This is a genomic window from Ochrobactrum teleogrylli, assembly GCF_037482325.1.
Lineage (GTDB): Bacteria > Pseudomonadota > Alphaproteobacteria > Rhizobiales > Rhizobiaceae > Brucella > Brucella teleogrylli.
Genome location: NZ_JBBHKQ010000002.1, coordinates 727775 through 746931 on the forward strand (window position 1 = coordinate 727775; position 19157 = coordinate 746931).

Below are 19157 nucleotides of genomic sequence, written 5' to 3' on the forward strand. Positions count from 1 at the left end.
CGAAACTCCTGAAACTGCTGTTGGTTCAAAGGCTCTTTAAAAGAGCGCCGCCTTCGACGGGCACCACCGTACCGGTGATGAAGCTTCCAGCATCGGAGGCGAGAAGCAGGATCGGCCCATCCATCTCACAAAGCGCGCCGAGCCGTCGCGGAAAAAGCTTTTCGATATAGGCCCGCCCTTGCTGGCTTGCGAAAAAGTCACCGTTTATCTCCGTCCGGAAATAACCCGGCGCAATGGCGTTAACACGCACGTTTACGCGTCCCAGTTCCAACGCCATCACGCGGGTCAGTTGGTTCACAGCCGCCTTTGCAGACGCGTAGTTTGCCTGGTTCTTCTGCACGGCGAGACCGAGCGCGGAGGAAATATTGATAATCGCGCCACTCTTGCGGGCCGCCATGCGACGCGCCACGACCTGCGCCACGCGCCAGACCCCAGTAAGGTTCGTCTCGACAATATTGCTCCAGGCCTCTTCCGTCATTTCAAGGAAAGGCGCTGTTTCAGCAATACCGGCATTGTTGATCAGAATATCGAGATCGCCCAATTCGGTTTCCGCTGTCTCAATCCCTTTCTCAACGCTGTCCCGGTCGGTTACATCCAGTTCAACCCCAAGCGCTCGCCTGCCGAGTACTTCAATCTCGCTCTTCACCGTATCCAGACGATCACGGCGCCTCGCGGCCACCACGACATCAGCGCCCGCCGATGCAAGCATCAGCGCGATATGTCGACCAATGCCGCTCGACGCGCCGGTGACCAGCGCTCGTTTGCCGACAAGCGAGAAGCCGAAATCATTCCTTGACTGCACTTCACAAATCTCCGGTTAAATGGAACACGTCACCGAGCCGATCAGAGCGGTGGAATCCTGTCGCGAAGCGCCCGCTTCAAGACTTTGCCGTTGGGATTTCGAGGTAACCCGTCTGACAGAAACGTCACGAAATCCGGCACTTTGTAGTCCGCCAACATTGTGCGGCAATAATTGCGAATGCCCTCTTCGTCGATGTCCTGCGCATCACGCTGCACAAAGACATGGAGTTTCTCGCCCAACACCTTATCGGGATGCGACACAGCGGCTGCTTCAACGATGCCCGGATGACGGGCAAGAACGTTTTCCACTTCGACACTATAAATCTTGTAGCCCCCGCGATTAATGACGTCATTCTTCCGGTCAAAAAGCCGAAGGAAACCCTCCACATCGATAGATCCGATGTCACCCGAGCGCCAATAGCCATCCACGAAGGATGTCCTGGTTGCCTCCTCACGCTCCCAATAACCATTAATGGTCATCGGACCACGCACCCACACTTCTCCAGTTTCCCCAGGCGCGGCTTCCTTGCCATCGTCACCGACGATCCGCAGGTCGCCACACGGAACGCCCGCACCTACAGAATCCAGACATTTGCGTGTGTGTCCGATCGGAACCACGCTGATAATCGTTGCGCACTCCGTCGAGCCATAGGCGTTCAAAAGATGGAGTGCGGGGAGCCGTTCCGCCATGGCTTCAATGCTCGCTTCCGGCATCGGAGCGCCGCCAAAACCACCAATCCGCCAGGCCGATAGGTCCAGCCCCAAGAAGTTGCCACGCAGAAGAATGAGATTGTACATGGCTGGCACAAGAACCGTGGTCGTCATTCGCTCTCGCGCGGCCAGCGAAAGATACCCCTGTACATCAAAGCTACGCATCATGACGATGCATCCTGCGACATTGATCATGCTGGTGATGATCGCCACAAGGCCGGTCACGTGGGACGCAGGTACGGCCAGGATCGACCGTTCACCGTCTTCAAACTCCCAGCATTCCTGAAAATGCATGGAGGAATGTATGATATTAACATGCGAGAGGATCGCGCCCTTTGGCTGACCGGTCGTCCCCGACGTGTAAAGAATGACAGCGGCATCTTCCTCCGAAGTTGGGCTGGCGACTTCATCAAGCCGCCTATCCCCCGCGCACAGGTCGTCAAAACTCTCCACATCTGCGATATCAGTACCGGTTGCGATGAAGAGCTGCAGGCTCCCATTCTGATTTCTTTCCGGTATGCGATCAGCCAGATCAGCCTCGAAGATCACGCCCCGCGCCTGACAATTGCCGATGATAAAAGCAATGTTAGGCGCAGCTTCCCGCGTGCCGATTGGCACCGAGACGGCGCCAACACGACCAATCGCCAGCAGCGCCACAATGAATTCCGTTCGGTTGCCAAGAAGAATGGCGATGCGATCACCCTTCGCCACGCCGCGCTCGACGAGACCAGCCGCAGCTTTTGCCACCAGGCTTTCCAGCTCACGATAAGAAACCCGCCTGTCGCCATCGACGACAGCCTCCGCGGAGGACGCGCGCGTAACGGCGGCCCTGAACATATCGTCAATGGTTTCCGGTCGCCCCCGATAGCAGGGCACAAGACGAGACCCGAACAATAGCTCGTATTGCTGCGCGAAACGTTTTTTCCAGGGAAAAACCAAGGGAGCCTCCTCTCTCCAAAGAACCGTGCAAGACGGCCCGCTCGGTACGTTCATCCATAAAATGCACGCCATGAAATTCGTGTCAACAGTCAAAACACGAAATCACTGTATGACACCACCAGGGCCATGTCCTGCATCATAGGTTGAAGCGCCATTCCATCGATGTGTCATAGAATGACATGCATTTTGCTGCTTGGCAAAGCGGGAACAGAGTGTTATCGCTAGATGCAGCCGGGGAGGAAACCAGGCGAGGAGGTGCGATGTGACCACGTTCACTATCGGTAATGCATCGGTGACGCGGATAGAGGAAGTGCTGGAAAAAGGCTTCAGGCCGTCATGGCTGCTACCGGGTTTCGATGCGGAAATATTCAAGCGACACCCGATTCTGGCGCAACCGAACTTCTACGACGCCAGCGAAGACCGGGTCATGTCCAGTATCCATTCGTGGTTACTGCGCATTGATGGCAAGATCATTCTGGTTGACACATGTTCTGGCAATGGAAAGACACGCGCGCTGCCGCTGTTCCAGCGCTTCCACATGCTAGACCTGCCCTTCATCGATAATCTGGGAAAGGAAGGTGTGCGCCCGGAAGATGTCGACATCGTCTTCTGCACACATTTGCACGTTGATCATGCGGGATGGAATACGAAGCTGGAGGATGGCGGATGGACGCCAACTTTCCCCAACGCGCGCTATATCTTTGGCAAGGCCGAATATAATCACTGGACCTCCGGCAAGGGACCGGAGTTGTTTCCAGAAAACATCCAGGTCATTGCCGACAGTGTAACACCGGTTGCAGAAGCTGGTCAGATGGAACTGATCGAAGACGGTGAAGAAATTCTGCCCGGTCTACGCGTCGAGTTGGCCCCCGGCCACACGGTCACGCAGTTGATCCTGAAATATGAATCAGCCGAGGGCGCTTTTGTGATTTCGGGGGATTGCATCCACCAACCGATTCAAATCTACGCACCTGAGCTAAATTCCTGTTTTTGCGAAGACAAGGAAGCGGCGCGCGATACCCGTCGCAAACTCCTGAACTATTGCGCCGACAGAAACGCCCTTCTGCTTCCCATGCATTTTGGCCCGCCGCATGGTGGTTACGTGTTGAGAGACGGCGACGGCTTTCGCTTCGAGCCGGCTGCAGTGACGGCATCGCCTTCCATGAGGTTTGCAAACGCCGGATAGCTGTCGCTCCCAAAATCGAAAGCGATTTCGGCAAGCGCGACGCGACAATTTGAAGAAAAAGCGCGGCCTTGTGCAGCGCTAACGCCCGGTTGCGCGCCAACTGACGCGCGACGAGCACCAGATCAAGAGACCTGAAGGAGATGTGACGTGGGCTACACGATCGCAGAGAAAATTCTCGCCCGTGTGTCGGGTAAGGATCATGTGAAAGCAGGTGACGAAGTCATGGCCAAGCCCGACTACGTCATCGCTTATGACTTCCCCGGCTATACGGATGTATATTTCAAGCAGATGAAAGAAGATTTCGGCATCGACCGCGTTGCCGAACCGGACCGTTACGCCATTTTCATCGACCATATGGTGCCGGCGACATCGCCCAAAGAGGAGGAGTTGCATATCGGCACACGCCAGTGGTGCGCCGAAAACAACGTCGCGCTCTATGAACGCAAAGGCATCGGCCATCAGGTCGCAGCCGAAGTTGGCTATGCGGTTCCGGGCGCGTTCGTCGTGCATTTTGACGGCCATATCAGCCAGCTCGGCACCTTTGGTACGCTGGCGATGGGCATACGCCGAAATCTGCTCGAAGCCTTTGTACGTGAGCGTATTTCGATCAAGGTGCCCCAGACCGTGCGCGTCAATCTGCGCGGCACATTGAACAAGGGCGTCATGGCCAGGGATGTCTTTCACCATCTTGTGCGGGAAATGGGGCCATCTTCCTGCCGGTTCCAGGTGTTGGAGATCGGCGGTCCGGCGCTATCGCAGTTGTCGACCGAGGGTCTGCAGACCATCACCGGCCTTGCGATGTTCACTGGCGCGGTGACCGCCATCGTCAATCCGGATCGGGAACGTCTTGAATACGCGCTTGCGCGCGCAAGGAAAAAAATCGAGCCCGTTTATAGCGACGATGACGCCGAATATTCGGCAGTCTACGACATTGACTTGACCAATCTCGAACCACTGGTGGTTATTCCACCGACACCGGCCAATTCGCGTAACCTCTCGGAATATCTCGGCATCGAGATCAATACCGGCTATCTCGGTTCGTGCGCGTCGGGCCGTCTGGAAGATCTGCGCGTGGCCGCCAAGGTGCTCACGGGCCGGCAGGTCAAGCCCGGTTTTCAGCTCAACGTGGTGCCGACCAGTCAGGAAATCATGGCGGAGGCCGGTCGTGAGGGACTATTGTCGATCCTCGCAGAAGCTGGCGCCTTCGTTTCATCGCCAAGCTGCGACTATTGTTTCGGACGCATCGCGACCATGACGGCAAACCAGCGCGCGGTCTCCACCGGCACGCTCAATGTGCGCGGTCGCATGGGGAGCCCCGATTCTGAAATCTATCTCTGCAATGCCGCAACCGTCGCCGCCTCAGCTATTGAGGGCGCGATCGCTGATCCCCGCAAATATCTATGAGGCATAAACATGACACTCAAGAACCTTCGCGGGCGCGTTGCATTCATCTTTGATGAGATTAATTTCGATGTCGACCAGATCGTCGGCGTCAAGAACATCAAGATCACCGACATTGATGAACTGGCGAAGGCGGCCATGCAATCATATGACCCCAACTTTCACAACCAGGTTAGGCCGGGCGATCTTCTGGTTGGAAATAACAACTTCGGTTACGGCCATCCCCATTACCCACCCATGCGCGCGATGCGCCATCTCGGCATTACCGGGGTTATCGCGGAATCCTTTTCGCCGGGCTATTGGCGCGGCGAGATCAGCATGGGCTTTCCGCAGGCCAGCTGCCCCGGCATTCTTGGGCTGGTGGATCGTTGGGACGAAGTCGAAGTCGACTGGGAAGCCAATGAAGTCCGAAATTTGACCAAGAACACGTCATTGCCCATCGAGCCACTTTCCTATGCGGACCGCGAAATGCTCGATGCAGGCGGCCTTGTTCCATACCTCAAGCGCCCCGTCGCCACAATTTGAAAGGATAGTTTCATGACCCTCAGCAAGCGCGAATTCCGTGAACGTCTCATCAATCAGAAAACCGTCTGGGCGGCAGGCGCATATGACGCCATGTCCGCACGCTATATCGAAAAAGCCGGTTTCGACGCCGTCATGACCAGCGGTTTCGGCGTTTCTGCTTCCTTCCTCGGCATGCCGGATGCGGAACTTTACACGATGTCAGAAAACCTTGCCGTCGTTAAAAACGTCGTCAACACCGTCAAGGCGCCGGTCATCGCCGATATCGACACGGCTTACGGTAACGCGATCAACGCCATGCGGACCATTCGCGAATTTGAATCCGTTGGCGTCGCCGCTGTCATCATGGAAGATCAGGTTTCACCAAAGCGATGCCCGATCTGCGTGGGCGGTGTCGAGATCGTTCCGATCGACGAGGCCGTTGGCAAAATCAAGGCAGCCGTCGCAGCCCGCACAAATCCCGATCTCGTCATCATCGCTCGCACGGATGCGGCGACGGAAGAAGAAGCGATGATCCGCGCCAAGACCTATGTCGCAGCTGGGGCGGACATGATTCAGCCGATCAGCAAATGCTTCCGTTCAATCGAAGGCCTTCGCGCCATGCGTCAGGCTGCCGGAGTGCCGCTTTCGCTACAAATGCTCGGCTGGCTGGAAAAGGACCTGTCGCCGGACGAAGTTGAAAGCGTTGCCGGCATGGCGACCTTCGCACTTGTGCCTCTGATGAGCGCTGCCAAGGCCCTTCAGGAAAATCTCACCCGGCTTGCCCGAGACAAGTCGTCCCGCAACCTGCCGCGCGCTGTTGAAGCCCACGACCCCTTCATCGATTTCATCGGCTTCAAGGAAATCGAGGAGCAGCAACTGAAATATCTAAACAATCAACCGACCGCGACCTGGCGTGCGGCCTGATAGGGCTATGCATCGGCTTCATAATCGGAAGGACGTGGAATGACGGACAGGACAGCCGCAAAACCGCACTATATCACGCTGGACACCGGACAATTGCGGTTGTGGCAGCTTGGCAGCGGATCCGATCTGATTGTCCTGGCCGGTCAAACCATCGGCGCGGAGCCACTGGCGGAAAGGCTCCATGCCGCGTTGCAGCACTATCGCGTGACGGTGTTCGAATTGCCGGGAATTGGTGGCTCAGCCTCTCTACCTGTTTCCGATATGGATGGGTTGGGCCACACATTGGCGCAGGGGATCACCGCCCTCGACTATCCTTCCTATGCCCTTGCCGCCATGGACCTGGCCGCCGCTCTTTTGCCCACGCTTCCCGCAAGACTCGGGCGAAAGCCAGCCGCTACAATTGCTATCGGCCTCGACCGCGCACAGGCATGGGCGCAGCGCAGCCTCCAGCCACCGCCAATGGAACCAAGGCAGGACGGAACGCATCTGACCGCGCTCTGGCATCATATGCGCGATTGTCATCTGCTCATTCCCTCCGACCCGACCCAGCCTGCGACCAATGGTGAACCATTACCAACCCCTGCCGAACTTGATGCAGGTTTTGTTGCAGCAGCTGTGGCGCCCGCCAGCTATGCGGTGCTTTGGCGTCTGTTGATTGAGGGAACTATCAACATCACATCGCCAGGCGACCTGGTTAACGCGCCGCTCGTAGCAGACCTTCCAGCGGCGTTAGCAGATATTCCGCTCGTCGCAAACGATACCACGCTTCCCAGAACACAGCCGCGTCCCGGAAATGTGCTCTGGTGCGATTATGTTGAAACGTCACGCGGGCGGGTGCATCTGCGCCGCGCAGGGAGCAGCGGAAGACCGATCCTCGTCATACCGACCGGAGGCGGCTCGTCACAACAGTTCTCAACCGTCGTTCAACGCTTGTCCAGAAACCGGCAAGCCTTTTCCATCGACTATTTCGGCAATGGCCTATCCGAGCGGCTTGACCGCGATGTGACAATCGAGATGCTCGCCCGCGATGCAGCTGCGGTGATTGAGGCGCTCGGTTTTGAGGATGTCGACATATGGGGTTCGCATACTGGTTCACTGGTGGGCATTGAACTGGCGGTGTTGTTTCCAGATCTGGTGGGCCGAGCGGTGTTGGAAGGTCCAGTGTTCATCTCGCCAGACTTCCAGTCGGACCTGCTCGATAATTATTTTCCCAAGATAATTGCAGACAAGTGGGGCATGCATATTTCGCTCGTATGGAACTGGCGACGGGACATGTTTATGTACTGGCCCTGGTACAGGGTGGAGCGAAACACCGCGCGCCAGCTTGGCGTTCCTTCATCGGAACAACTTCATCTTTATGCAATCGGCATTCTGGAAAGCGGCTGGACTTATGATCAGGCCTATCGTTCTGCTTTCAAATACGATACGGCGAGCCGTCTTCCGCTCTTGAAGCGCCCCGCGCTTATCTGCGCCGGGCCCAATGACATGCTGGTGAACGGCGTCGCCGATTCCGAAAAGCTAAATGTTCCAGGCGTCGAAACTCGCCTCACGCCGACCACCGTCTGGTGGCCAGATCCCGATGTGGATCTTGCTGAACAGACCTACCAAATTTATGAGGATTATTTCCGCCGCGAGCTCTAGAAGATTTCCAGCAAAAGTGTGCAGCGATTTTGTGTAGGATAATGCAAATAAAAACAAATGGATAGAGCGGTTCTCCGATCCCGTGTTAACCGGAACCGCTCTAATGAGCATACAGCATTTATCTGCCGGCATCCGAGCGACACCGCCAACGCGCGCGCTGACACCACCACCGGTAACGTTTTTAAGAAAGATAAGCCTCCAGAACTTCCGGATTTTGCTTCAGCTCGTCGGGTGCGCCTTGCACCACGATATTACCACGCTTCATAACATAACCGTAATCACAGACTGAAAGCGCAATGGCGGCGTTCTGCTCAACGAGAAGAATCGACTGCCCCTGTTTGTGCAGTTTGACGATCGACTCAAAAACAAGATCGACAATTGCGGGCGCAAGGCCCATGGAGGGTTCGTCCAGCACGAGAACCTCGGGCTTCGTCATCAATGCCCGACCAATAGCCAACATTTGTTGTTCGCCACCGCTCATCAGTCCCGCTCGCTGCTTGCGGCGTTCCTTCAGGCGCGGAAATAGGTCATAGATGCGGTCCGTCAGGTCCGCTTCGTCAGTTCGCCCGGCGAAACGGGAAAGCTCCAGGTTTTCCTCGACGGTCAGGGGGGCCACCACCATGCGGCCTTCGGGCACGAAGGCTAGACCGGAACGCACGACGTTATGGACCGGCAATTTCGAGATTTCCTTATTGCCAAGTTTGACCGACCCCGTAACTGGTCGGTGAAGCCCCGCTATACTGCGCAACGTGGTGGATTTACCCGCGCCATTCGCGCCCAGTAATACCGAGAAGGAACCTGCCTTCACTTCCAGGTCGATTGAGCGGACCGCCTGAATGGCGCCATAACTAGCGGAGAGCTTGGATACGTTCAGCATCGTTCTTACGTCCGAAATAAGCTTCTTGAACATCGGGATTGGCGATACAACTCTTTGGATCACCTTCAGCGAGCAATCGACCAAAGTTGACGACCGTGCACCTGTTACAAAATTCGGTGACCAGCCCCATATTATGCTCGACCATAATGATTGTGAGGCCGCTGTCACGCAGTTCATGACAGAGGCGGCCAATCGCGTTGGCTTCGGAATGGTTCATCCCGGCCGTCGGTTCATCCAGCAACAACAGCCTTGGGCTGGAACCGAGCGCGCGTGCAATCTCGATACGTCGCTGTTCTCCATAGGATAACGTTTCAGCCAGTTCGTTAGCGCGATGATCCATCGCGACGCGCTTCAACAGGTGCATCGCATGATCGCGGGTGCGCTTCCAAGCAGTGCGCGCCCAAGGCAACCCTAGGAAGGAGGAGAACAGGCTGACCTCGCGAGAGAGATAACAACCGGTCATAACCTGTTCCAGCGCAGTCATTCCACTGAACAACCGCACATTCTGGTAGGTTCTGCTGATGCCGAGCTCTGCGATCTTCTGCGGCGCCATATTCTGGAGCGCTTTGCCCTCGAAATGGATTTCCCCCTCGGTCGGATGGTACAGACCGGTGATCAGATTAATCAACGTGGTCTTGCCCGCGCCGTTCGGTCCAATCAATCCGTGAACACTGCCCTTGCGCATATGGGCTGACAAACCATCCACGGCTGACACGCCGCCGAAACGTTTGATGACATTCTTGAATTCAAGGATCGGTGTGATCGATACCAGTTCAGACATTTGCTGCACCCTCCTCCGTCTTCTGCCGCTTTCTGGCGGCGCGACGCAGCCCTACTGCTCGAGGATCGATCAGGCCACGCGGCACGAAGATCATGATGAGAAGCAGCACGACACCTTTTGCGACATCCTCTATCGCCGGGACGATCATCTGCATGGTCACAGGCAGCACAGTGAATACAATCGCTCCGATGATCGGACCAAGCCAATGGAATGATCCGCCAAGCACCGTCGATGCGATCATCGTGAAAGCAATCCCAATGAAATAGGTTTCCGGCGATATGAACTGCAGCGTGAAGGCCAAAGCCGCACCGCCGACGCCACCGACGATGCCGCTGATGATGAAGGCGATGAACTGTATCTTGTATGGGCTGATACCCATGGTCGAGGCGACAGCTGCATCTTCACGCACGGCGCGAGAGGCCAGACCATACCAGGATTTATAAAGGCGGTAGAAGACGAAAGCAACAATCGCAAGCACGATGCTAAGATCCAGCGGCGATACCGTCATCGGCACAACCAGACCATTGACGCCACCGGTCAGAGTCGGCGTGTTGAGCGCGGTGACGCGTGTAATCAACACGAGCGCAAGACTGGCAAGCGCCATCCAATGGCTTTCCAGCTTCAGGAAGGCGAGCGCCACGAGGGCGGAAGCAACACCGCCACCGACCGCCGCCAGCGGAAACGCCAGATAGATCGAGATATCGAGATGTGTGACCGCCTGGGCGGCGATGAATCCTCCAACGGCTGCGAACACCACAGTCGTGAAACTGAGCACACCGGTCGACAGAACGGCATAGGTGCTTAGCGCGAAAAAGGAATTAACGATGGCGAACATAAACGTACTGCCGTACGCCGCCCACAGATCGAGAAGTGTTTCCATGATCATGCTCGTGTGAAGTTGAGGCTGCCGAATAGGCCGCGCGGGCGGGCGATGAGAAACGCCAGAAGCAGAATATAGGTGAAGCCATCCCGGAAAGCGGTTGATACATATTGTGCGACGAACACTTCGATTATGCCCAGCATAATGCCCACGATCGCTGTGCCTCGAACATCGTCATATCCGCCGACGACGACTGCTGCGAAACCCTTGAGCATCAAGCCCTCGCCGAGGGTAAAGGAGACGTTCGACGTCGCAACGCCTGCAAGCACCCCGGCGAGACCGGATGTGGCGCCGGCAAGAAAAGCCGTGAGTAGGATGACCATGCGCGAGTTGACCCCACCGAGGGAAGCGGCGACGTCATTCCAGCCAACGGCGCGCATGGCCGCGCCAAGTCTGGTCTTTTGGATCAGCAGATAGATGCCGACCGTACAAATCAGGAGGGCTGCAATGATAATGACTTGCATCTGTGGAATGCGCAGCGGACCAAGCGCCAGCATCTTGCTCGGATAGCTTGATGCGGGAAATGCAAGGCTTTGCTGTCCTGTCGCAAAGCCTGCAAGACTGTCGAGGATGATCCAGAATGCGATACTGGTGATCAACGCACCAAGCATGCCCGCTTTGCGGGCGCGCAATGGCTGGAAACCGATCTGATCCACCAGAACGGACAATAGCCCGCCCCCTATAATCCCTGCGAGTATCGCGATCGGAAACGGCGCCCCGAACTTGTCCATGACGTAATAAGCGGCAATCGCCGCCCAGCTTGCATAAGTCCCGTGGGCCGCGTTGAGAATACCCAAAGTGGCGAACACCAGACCGAAGCCGATTCCGAAGAGAGCATAGAGCGACCCCAACGCCACTCCATTGATCAACTGCTCGATGAAAAGCTGCATGTTATTTTTGCTCCCAGGTGACGACCTTGCCGTCCTTGCTCCAGGCTGCGATCATCGAATTCTCAACACTCGCCTGACCGTTCACCATTGGCAGGCCGCCATAGATATTCGGCTCGATACTGGTGATTTTGGACAAAGCATTCGCAAGGTCCTGACGCGTGGGCTTTCCATCCAGCGACTTCAACCCCTGCGCGATATAATAGGTGGCTGTGTAGCCCTGCGCGGCGTAGGTATCCGGCAATTCCTTAAACTTGTCCTGGTAACCAGCGATGAAGGTCTTGGCTTCTGGACTGTCTGAGATTTCCGGAGCAAAGGCGATTGGAAACGGCACCCCCGCCAGCGGCTCACCGATCTTCTTGAACACCGGCGCCGGTGAAATCACATCCGACGCCGTAACCGTGCCTTCATATCCCCGGTTGCGGAGCGCAGCTATGATACCGGCGGCGGGCGTCTGGGTCGTCCAGACCATGATCAGGTCTGGATTCATACCCATGGCCTGGGTGGCGGGCGCAGTGAAATCGGTATCCGCTGAAAGGATACTGACGACACCGGCCGTTTTCACGCCCGCCTCTTCCATCACCTGCTGGGCGGCCTTGAAACGCCCCTGAAAACCTTCATTATCGGCATTGACGAAATAGGCGACCGACTTCGGCTTCAGCTTTTCGGCAATCAGCTTTGTCATCTTGACTTCCTGTGGCCCTGGAAGAGCAACAATCGATGTTACGAAGGGCGGTTGTGGAAGTCCAGGCATTGTGGCGCCATAAAGAACCAGCGGTATTTTCTGATTGGTCGCAACAGGACGCAAAGCACCAGCAACAGGTGACAGGATGCAACACGTAACAGCCAGAATATTACGATCAGCAGCAAACTGTGTCAGCGCCTGAACGGCGCGTGCGGCATCCGAACCGCTTTCCTTTTCGGACAGCTTGAGCGTCACGCCTTCGCCGACCCAGTTCTTTTTATTGATCTCGTCAATCGCGTATTGGGCGCCGCGCTCATAGGAAACACCCGCAGCCGCAAGCGGACCGGTGCTTTCGGTCACGAAGCCTATCGAGTATTCACCAGCAGCAGGCGCCGCAAAACCACTGGTTGTTGCGGCGAGAATTGCAATAGTTGCGGATATCGCCGTTAGAGATTTACGGATCGAACGCGGCGTTGCAGTCAGCTTTTCCATTCAGAACATCCTCCCCAGGATCAAAGGAAACTGATTATCTTAAAACGGGAAGAAGAACCTGCTATGGTCGACAGAAACGCATGTCGAACCACCATCCACACACCATCGCCTTCCGCAACGGTCCGCTACAGACCGCCGGTTGCAAAGTAGTCATTGGTCCCATGCATGCGGCACAAGCAGTACCGCTGCGAAATCTGCATGTTCCCCGAACGATGTACGAAGAGGTAATTCTCAAACCAGAGCTTTTGATGGCCATCCATCAAAGGCGCTTCAATCTCCCTGTTCTCCTCGACATCTACGTTAGGGCCAGATGCACAAGTCTGTCAACATGTAAAACGCATTTCATAGTATGACACTTTTCACGCCGTATTATCCGGTGAAACAACCCATGCCTGAATCGCGAGACTACTGCCTCAAACGCCGCTCAATCTGCTCGGCGGCCGCCTGAAGACGAGCGAGGTGAACTGGCCGCCCACGGTTGATCATCTGTGGCGTCAATCCTGCCATGCTGATGCAGCAGACAACCTCACCGCTGCGGTCGAGCACTGGAACTGCAAGCGCAGTCAGGCCCAACGCCACATCGTCAACCGCGCATTCCCAGCCGCGACGACGAATTCTTTCCAGTTGATCGCGAAACTCTGTCACATCCATGACGCTCTTCGGCGTCATCGCCGTCATCGGGCGCTTGAGAAGCCGCGTGATTTCCTGTGCCGATTGATAGGCAAGCAACAGTTTTGGCGCGCCACCGCAATTATACGGTAGCGTGCCGCCAATCGCCCACCAATGAACTTCGATGCCCTTCATGTCGTGAATACGATCGAGGCAGACCGTGTCACCTTCATCATAGACTGATATGAACGCTGTGATGTGCAAATCGGCCGCGAGCTCTGTCAAGACCGGCAGAGCAATCGCCTTGAGATCAAGATCGTCGGCAACGTTGGCGGCAAGATCGCGCACCGCACGGCCCAGCCGATAATGTTGGGTGGCGGGATCCTGCGCGATGAAACCACTATCCATCAGTGTCAGCAGCAGACGCCGCGTCGTTCCCTTATCAAGCCCGGTCTCCTGCGTGACCTCTGCGAGAGACTGGAGGTTTTTGCCAGCGAAAGAATTCAGAATCGCCAAGGCGCGGGTCACAGCGCGAACGTTCTGTATGGTTGTGCTTTTATCGGTCATTCGTCTGATGCTCACCCTATGTTGACGCAGCCCATTGTGTCAGTCGTTCCACGGCCGCGTATAATCCCCATCGGCAGGGCGCTCTATCCATAACGTGTCGTCAGATGATATTCAAGTTGTTCGTTGACATACCCGATGAACAATGCTTCCTTTTCCAATTAGAGCGAGACGTCGCAGCCGAAGCAGCGGCTCCGCCCAGCCACAAGCCTTATTGACTTGGGCATGATATTTTCAGCCACAGGGAGGAGAGACCTAGTGACATTGACATCCCACATGCGGACAGATGACCTCATGGCCATCGATATTCTTCAGCGCGATCTCGGCGATGACCGGGTGCTGGCGGACACGGCGACCCGGGACTACTACGCCAATGACATATTCTGGCAACCTGGTCTTCCGCCTCTCGCAGTTGTCCTGCCGGAATCGCGCGAAGAGCTTGCGAAGGCCGTGAAGCTGGCCACCGATCAGGGCCTGGCGGTCGTACCACGCGGCGGCGGCATGTCTTACACCAAAGGCTATCTGCCCGATCGCGCCGATTCCATTGTCATCGACACACGCAAGATGGATCGTGTGATCGAGGTCAATGTGGAGGACCTATATGTAACCGTTGAAGCGGGCTGCACCTGGGATAAACTCAACACCGCACTTCAGGGCACCGGTCTTCGGACCGGTTATTGGGGACCGCTTTCCGGCGTCAACGCCACTATTGGCGGCGCGCTTTCACAAAATAGCGCGTTTTTTGGTTCGGCGCTGAACGGTACTGTCGCGGACTCTGTGATCGGCGTGACGGTTGTGCTTGCTGACGGCCGCATTGTCACCACCGGCTCTGGTGGACGCCAGGGTGCAAAACCCTTCACCCGTTACGGCGGACCGGATCTGACCGGCATGTTCCTTGGTGATAACGGCGCCTTTGGTGTCAAGGTCGCGGCGACGCTGCGCTTAACACCCAAGCCTTCCGAAACTGGCTTCCTTTCATTCGGCTTCGTCAGCATGGCGGCGATGGCGGCGGCGCAGGTGGAAATGGCGCGTACGCGTCTTGTCTCCGAAGGTTTTGGGATCGACCGCAACAAAGCCAATCATTCGGCCAGTGTCAATCGCATCTCCGATGGCCTGAAAACACTGGGCAATGTGGCGAAGGCTGGCAAATCAATGCTGCAAGGCCTGAAAGACGCGGCGAGTGTCGCGGCTGGGGGTACGGCTTTCCTCAAAGCGCACAATTTCACGCTTCATATCGTTACGGAAGCAAATTCCACCGAACAATTAAAGAGCAATATCGAGACATTGCGCCTAATCGGAAATAAGCACGGCGCCGAAATAGAAAACACTGTGCCCAAAGTCATGCGTTCCAAACCCTTCTCGCCAGTGCGCGGTATGCTTGGTCTCAATGGCGAGCGTTGGGTTCCAATCCACGCAGTCTTCCCGCTGAGCGACGCTCAGAAAGTGGTTGCGGCCAATGACGCCTATTTTCAGGAAAGGAAGGCGTTCATGGAAAAATACGGCATTGTCTATTCGGTCATGAGCATGACGGTCGGCAATGAATTCTTCATCGAACCGGCCTTCTATTGGAACGACGAGATTACGCCTCTTCATGCAAAAAGCGTTGGCCTGGACGTTGTCAAGCCATGGCTCAACAATGCCGCCAATCCGGTCACCCGCAATGCTGTGGTTGAATTGCGTCAGGGCACACAAGAGCTCTATGCCAGTCTTGGCGGCGTCAGTTGGCAGATTGCGCGGGACTATCCGTTTGAATCGATCCTCACGCCCGGAACCTGGTCTCTTACTCAGGATATCAAGAAGGCGCTCGACCCAAGCGGATTAATGAACCCCGGTTCGCTGGGACTTGCTCGCTGATAAGTTAGGCCACGAAAGCAGGCGGCGTCAAAACCGTCTGCGCTTACGCATACGCAACGAAGCTGTTGTTACTACATCATGCAACAGGGCGTTAAACAACGAATTGTAGCGGAGCAAAAGAACGCTCTGCCCGTTCCACGATAATTCATTTCGCATAACACACAGCTTGCAATTTCAATATCCATTGAAACGCCAGTCGCCGTGGGACGCAATGAGTTTGAGAACGGCTGGTCAATGGCTTTATACCCCGCTAAGAACGTTGTTGGCCGCCCACGACCCTCAGTCGTCTCGCCCCCCCGCAACATAGTGGGAGAACGAATTTTCAGCTTTGCAACCCCAGGCTTCCGCTGAAATTCTCTGTCCAAAAAGACTGTAGGCTTCACATCCAGTACGCGGCGAATTACCTATCAGTTCGGATATCGCAGGTCTCGGCATGAAATTAAATCGCCGCGCTTGTTTCCGCTGAAGATCCTTACAACGATTCACAGATTGCCAGTCAAGAATCGTAGCTGACACCGGAGCGTAAGCCGCTCGCTTTGGAGAGTTTTTACGCCCGAGACCTAGCAGTAAGTTGCGGCGTCAATTTGGCGTAAGCTAATGGAATTCCTGGCCGCCGTTGACCTCACGTCCCCTTTCTCTAAACCTGTTTTGTATTCATCCCAACCCAAGATCAAAGCGATTATTTGAGCTGTTTCTTCAACTACGTCTTCAGTCAGTGACCCAGAAAGCACAATCTCAGTGCGTCTGAACAAAACGTCACTCAATCGGATTACGTGCTCATTTTGTGCAATCCATCGCAGTTCCTCCACGCTGTAGGAGGGGCAGCTCGACAGAAGCTCTTCGCCGCCACTCAGATTTTCAATGTACTGCTCGCATTTTGTGCCATATCGCTCAAAGAGGACGCTTACACGATTGGATAACAGCGCGCTTTTTGTTGTCAGCTTTTCGATGTAATCAATACGCGCTTTCTGATCGGGAGGAAAATTTGCACCGCCGCCTATTTTAAGATCGGCTGTGTCCCTTATGCGAGGCTTACCCATCCGAGCCAGAATAAGATCGGCTACTTCCTGAGAGAATCCACGGAATGTTGTCCACTTGCCGCCAATAAGCGACATAACGTCGATATTCGTTCCGGGCAATTTGCGGATAGCGATTGAGTGATCCCGGCTTACGTCTCCGGGATCAGATGCGTCACTTGCGGGTAGTGGACGCACACCACAATAGGTCAACATAACCTCGTGAGGGCTGATAGGAATAGTGGGGAACACCTCGCGCGTGGTTTCGATCATGTAATCTATTTCAGACTGACTGCAAGTCGCGCTTTCAACGTCACGCTGTGGAATGTCAGTCGACCCAATGAGAACGTTGCCCATGAAGGGATAGAGCAAGTTAACCCTTCCGTCAGCCGAACCGTAATAGACCATTCGCCCCTGCAGCGCTTCGTAAAGCGCCTGGTTTTTTACGATAAGATGAGACCCTTTGTTACCCCCGATAAATTGTGTACTCAGGCCAAGGGATTTGTTGATTTTATCGATCCATGCGCCGCCCGCATTAACAATTATTCCGGCCCTTATTGTCTTTCGATCATTCTTAAGCGCACTACTAATTGTAATCCCTTGTTCGCCTGCGTCTTCGATCTCAACATAATTCATCGCTTTGGCCATGGCGTTTGCCTTTAGACCGTCGACAATCAATTCCAGGCCAAGTCGCTCAGCGTGGCTGATCTTTGCTTCGTGATAGACACCGAGCGACCGGATCTGACTCGTGAGCAAGGGGAATTTTGACAGCGCGGCTTTTTTTGAAAGCATTTGGTGTCTGGGCATCGATTTGAAGCGGCGCCCCAGGAAGTCGTATAAATGCAGTCCTATCGCTATTATTATTGCCCCCCGGTCTGTCAATCGTGACTTCAACCCCAAAAAACGTTTGAAAGACGATACAATTCCACCAAACTTTGAGTAGACCGGAAGCAGGGTTTCGATTGGTTTGACATAATGCGGTGCGTTCTGAAGAAGTAGATTGCGTTCAAAGGCAGATTGACGCACCAGCCGGAACTCTCCGGTTTCAAGGTATTTTATGCCACCATGAATAAGGCGCGATGGTGCAGCACTCGCGCCTGAACAGAAATCATTCTTATCTATAAGGAGGCAATCGATATTTTGCTCGCAAAGGTCGCGAAACAACCCACAACCGTTAATGCCACCGCCTATGATCACCACAGAATAGCTATCGGATAGTGAGGCGAATCTAGGGTCGCGTTCACCAGACGCGGATTTGCGGCTCTCAGTCATTTGCCACAACCACTTTAATCGCCTCGCCACTTTCCGCGGTGATCAAGGCTGTGTCTATTCTATCGAGTGCGAACCTGTGAGTAATAAGGGAATCAAGTTCGATATGACCTTGTGCTATTAGATTTAAAGAACGTTCGAACTGAAGACGTGTCAGCCCGAATGAACCCGTTACCTGGATCTCACCATAGTGAATTGCATTCACGTCCATGGTCGCTGTTTCCGAGACGGAAAAGCCCGCAAAAAGGCTGACAAATCCTCTCTTTCGCACGAGTTGCAGTGCATCGTTTGCAAGGCGCGGCACGCCAATTGCTACAATCACCTTATCGGCGCCCTGGCCATTTGTTTCGTGCTTCACGCGCTCCGGCAGATTTTCCGAAGTGGGATCGACAACCATATCGGCACCAGCCAATAGAGCAGCCGCCCGACGAGCCGAATTCGGCTCGCTGACAAGAATGCGATAGGCACCGGCGTATCTTGCAAGCTTGACATGCATAAGACCTATTGGTCCCGCGCCGAGGATGACAACAAAATCACCGAGACCAACTTTGATTTTTTCCTGGCCGTTCATTACACAGGAGAAAGGCTCAATGAGGGATGCCTTTTCCCAGGTCAATCCAGACGGTAGGTGAAATACATTACCACTTTCGACAGCGCGTGCTGGTATTCGAATATACTCTGCAAAAGCACCGTCAATTTCGTAACCGATCGCGATCAAATTGGTGCATATATTCTCAAACCCGCGTTTGCAATTATCGCAATGACCACAAGGTATTGCGGGGCACACACCCACCGCTTCGCCACACGAGAAACTTTTATTACCGCCGTTATCGACGACCTCGCCTGCAAACTCATGCCCTAGGACCGATGGATAACGTACACCAGCAGTTTTTTTGCCTCGAAAGATACGAATATCTGTACCGCATACGGTAGCGGCCTTAACCTTTATCAGAAGGTCCCCGTGGGTCAATTGCGGCTCTGGAATGCTTTCGCAAGCCAGTTCATTGGGTGCCCGTAATACTGCAGCTCTCATTCCGACCTATTCCACATAGTTGCACATATATCTATTGAAATATATTATTGTGCACTTTGCAATAGGCTCATTATTGGGCTATGTCAGCCTCATGCATATTGCA

The 19157-nt window shown here is 54.9% G+C and carries 16 protein-coding genes; 6 read left to right on the forward strand and 10 right to left on the reverse strand.

Translation table 11 applies throughout. The features are described from left to right. Positions 1-25: 25 nt before the first annotated feature. Together WIX40_RS20930 and WIX40_RS20935 are read right to left on the reverse strand one after the other, a co-directional pair. A complete protein-coding gene (locus tag WIX40_RS20930; RefSeq protein WP_339441913.1) occupies positions 26-802 on the reverse strand; it encodes an SDR family NAD(P)-dependent oxidoreductase in 777 nt (258 codons plus the stop codon). A 41-nt stretch (positions 803-843) separates the two neighbouring features. Further along, on the reverse strand, positions 844-2544 hold the full coding sequence (locus WIX40_RS20935) for a class I adenylate-forming enzyme family protein (protein ID WP_339441915.1): 1701 nt from the start codon (positions 2542-2544) through the stop codon (positions 844-846). Between the two features lie 217 nt (positions 2545-2761). Here WIX40_RS20935 and WIX40_RS20940 point away from each other — a divergent pair, with 217 nt between their 5' ends. From WIX40_RS20940 to WIX40_RS20960, 5 genes are all read left to right on the forward strand, one after another. Continuing rightward, positions 2762-3637, forward strand: coding sequence for an MBL fold metallo-hydrolase (locus tag WIX40_RS20940; protein WP_339441917.1), 876 nt, complete (start codon positions 2762-2764; stop codon positions 3635-3637). 147 nt (positions 3638-3784) lie between these two features. After that, on the forward strand, positions 3785-5041 hold the full coding sequence (locus tag WIX40_RS20945; protein WP_339441918.1) for a 3-isopropylmalate dehydratase large subunit: 1257 nt from the start codon (positions 3785-3787) through the stop codon (positions 5039-5041). A 9-nt stretch (positions 5042-5050) separates the two neighbouring features. Further along, a complete protein-coding gene (locus WIX40_RS20950; RefSeq protein WP_339441919.1) occupies positions 5051-5563 on the forward strand; it encodes a 3-isopropylmalate dehydratase small subunit in 513 nt (170 codons plus the stop codon). A gap of 12 nt (positions 5564-5575) precedes the next feature. Beyond that, a complete protein-coding gene (locus tag WIX40_RS20955) occupies positions 5576-6466 on the forward strand; it encodes an isocitrate lyase/PEP mutase family protein (RefSeq protein WP_339441921.1) in 891 nt (296 codons plus the stop codon). Positions 6467-6505: 39 nt separating this feature from the next. Next, a complete protein-coding gene (locus tag WIX40_RS20960) occupies positions 6506-8107 on the forward strand; it encodes an alpha/beta hydrolase (RefSeq protein ID WP_339441923.1) in 1602 nt (533 codons plus the stop codon). Between the two features lie 181 nt (positions 8108-8288). On the opposite strand, the gene WIX40_RS20965 is transcribed toward WIX40_RS20960, so the two are convergent. The 6 genes from WIX40_RS20965 to WIX40_RS20990 all read right to left on the reverse strand — a co-directional run bounded on the left by WIX40_RS20965 (position 8289) and on the right by WIX40_RS20990 (position 13885). Next, complete coding sequence (locus WIX40_RS20965) at positions 8289-8984, reverse strand: ABC transporter ATP-binding protein (protein WP_339441924.1); 696 nt, start codon at positions 8982-8984, stop codon at positions 8289-8291. Beyond that, the gene (locus WIX40_RS20970) at positions 8956-9765 is read right to left on the reverse strand and encodes an ABC transporter ATP-binding protein (protein WP_339441926.1); all 810 of its coding nucleotides are present in this window, start codon (positions 9763-9765) and stop codon (positions 8956-8958) included. The genes WIX40_RS20965 and WIX40_RS20970 overlap by 29 nt, the downstream gene beginning before the upstream one ends. Further along, complete coding sequence (locus WIX40_RS20975; protein ID WP_339441928.1) at positions 9758-10645, reverse strand: branched-chain amino acid ABC transporter permease; 888 nt, start codon at positions 10643-10645, stop codon at positions 9758-9760. The genes WIX40_RS20970 and WIX40_RS20975 overlap by 8 nt, the downstream gene beginning before the upstream one ends. Before the next feature lie 2 nt (positions 10646-10647). After that, complete coding sequence (locus tag WIX40_RS20980; protein WP_339441929.1) at positions 10648-11535, reverse strand: branched-chain amino acid ABC transporter permease; 888 nt, start codon at positions 11533-11535, stop codon at positions 10648-10650. A 1-nt stretch (position 11536) separates the two neighbouring features. After that, on the reverse strand, positions 11537-12709 hold the full coding sequence (locus WIX40_RS20985; protein WP_339441931.1) for an ABC transporter substrate-binding protein: 1173 nt from the start codon (positions 12707-12709) through the stop codon (positions 11537-11539). Between the two features lie 405 nt (positions 12710-13114). Beyond that, positions 13115-13885, reverse strand: a complete 771-nt coding sequence (locus WIX40_RS20990) for an IclR family transcriptional regulator (protein ID WP_339441932.1) — start codon at positions 13883-13885, stop codon at positions 13115-13117. A 255-nt stretch (positions 13886-14140) separates the two neighbouring features. Between WIX40_RS20990 and WIX40_RS20995 the strand changes: the two genes are divergently transcribed. Continuing rightward, entirely contained in the window at positions 14141-15736 is a 1596-nt protein-coding gene (locus WIX40_RS20995) for an FAD-binding oxidoreductase (protein ID WP_339441934.1), read from the forward strand. Positions 15737-16296: 560 nt separating this feature from the next. Here the strand turns inward: WIX40_RS20995 and WIX40_RS21000 are convergent. Further along, entirely contained in the window at positions 16297-18024 is a 1728-nt protein-coding gene (locus WIX40_RS21000; RefSeq protein WP_339441935.1) for a glycerol-3-phosphate dehydrogenase/oxidase, read from the reverse strand. After that, positions 18017-19054, reverse strand: coding sequence for an alcohol dehydrogenase catalytic domain-containing protein (locus tag WIX40_RS21005; protein ID WP_339441936.1), 1038 nt, complete (start codon positions 19052-19054; stop codon positions 18017-18019). The genes WIX40_RS21000 and WIX40_RS21005 overlap by 8 nt, the downstream gene beginning before the upstream one ends. Between the last annotated feature and the right edge of the window lie 103 nt (positions 19055-19157).

Excerpts from the sequence above, each read along its gene's own strand:
- WIX40_RS20950 (WP_339441919.1), top strand. The coding sequence starts at position 5,051 with ATGACACTCAAGAACCTTCGCGGGCGCGTTGCATTCATCTTTGATGAG.
- WIX40_RS20955 (WP_339441921.1), top strand. The coding sequence starts at position 5,576 with ATGACCCTCAGCAAGCGCGAATTCCGTGAACGTCTCATCAATCAGAAA.
- WIX40_RS20960 (WP_339441923.1), top strand. The coding sequence starts at position 6,506 with ATGACGGACAGGACAGCCGCAAAACCGCACTATATCACGCTGGACACC.
- WIX40_RS20965 (WP_339441924.1), bottom strand. The coding sequence starts at position 8,984 with ATGCTGAACGTATCCAAGCTCTCCGCTAGTTATGGCGCCATTCAGGCG.
- WIX40_RS20970 (WP_339441926.1), bottom strand. The coding sequence starts at position 9,765 with ATGTCTGAACTGGTATCGATCACACCGATCCTTGAATTCAAGAATGTC.
- WIX40_RS20975 (WP_339441928.1), bottom strand. The coding sequence starts at position 10,645 with ATGGAAACACTTCTCGATCTGTGGGCGGCGTACGGCAGTACGTTTATG.
- WIX40_RS20980 (WP_339441929.1), bottom strand. The coding sequence starts at position 11,535 with ATGCAGCTTTTCATCGAGCAGTTGATCAATGGAGTGGCGTTGGGGTCG.
- WIX40_RS20985 (WP_339441931.1), bottom strand. The coding sequence starts at position 12,709 with ATGGAAAAGCTGACTGCAACGCCGCGTTCGATCCGTAAATCTCTAACG.
- WIX40_RS20990 (WP_339441932.1), bottom strand. The coding sequence starts at position 13,885 with ATGACCGATAAAAGCACAACCATACAGAACGTTCGCGCTGTGACCCGC.
- WIX40_RS21000 (WP_339441935.1), bottom strand. The coding sequence starts at position 18,024 with ATGACTGAGAGCCGCAAATCCGCGTCTGGTGAACGCGACCCTAGATTC.
- WIX40_RS21005 (WP_339441936.1), bottom strand. The coding sequence starts at position 19,054 with ATGAGAGCTGCAGTATTACGGGCACCCAATGAACTGGCTTGCGAAAGC.